Raw genomic sequence first — 569 nt, 5'->3', positions numbered from 1 at the left:
GTCCTCCCCGGACTTCTTGCCGTCCTTCGCCATCTCCGGCGCCTCCTTCGTGTGGACCGTCGGGCCGCTCTCCACCCTGGTGGCAACGGCGGCCGCGCGCATCTCGGGCGGACAGCCGTCCGGGCCGGCCCCGTGGAGGGGACCGGCCCGGACAGGTGGATCAGCGCGCCGGGGGGACCGGGCGGGTGGTGCGGATCAGACGAGGTCGAACCGGTCGAGGTTCATGACCTTGTCCCAGGCCTTGACGAAGTCCCGGACGAACTTCTCCTTGGCGTCGTCGCTCGCGTAGACCTCGGCGAGGGCGCGCAGCTCGGAGTTCGAGCCGAACACCAGGTCGGCGCGGGAGCCGGTCCACTTGACCTCGCCGGTGGCGGCGTCGCGGCCCTCGAACGCGGTCTGGTCCTCGGACGTCGACTTCCAGGTGACGCCCAGGTCGAGCAGGTTGACGTAGAAGTCGTTGGTGAGGACGCCCGGCGTCACGGTGAGCACGCCCTGCGGGGACTGCTGATGGGTGGCGCAGAGGGCGCGCAGGCCGCCGACGAGCACCGTCATCTCGGGGGCGCTCAGGT

General features: G+C 71.4%; 1 protein-coding gene. It reads right to left on the bottom strand.

Going from position 1 to position 569, the window contains the following annotated elements:
• Positions 1-195: 195 nt before the first annotated feature.
• Positions 196-569: peroxidase family protein (locus tag LPA54_RS35670; protein ID WP_306806600.1), on the bottom strand; the 374-nt coding region annotated here is incomplete at its 5' end.

Origin of the sequence: Streptomyces sp. DH12, from assembly GCF_020873895.1 — a bacterium.
Taxonomy (GTDB): domain Bacteria; phylum Actinomycetota; class Actinomycetes; order Streptomycetales; family Streptomycetaceae; genus Streptomyces.
This window is presented reverse-complemented; position numbering and strand designations above follow the sequence as displayed.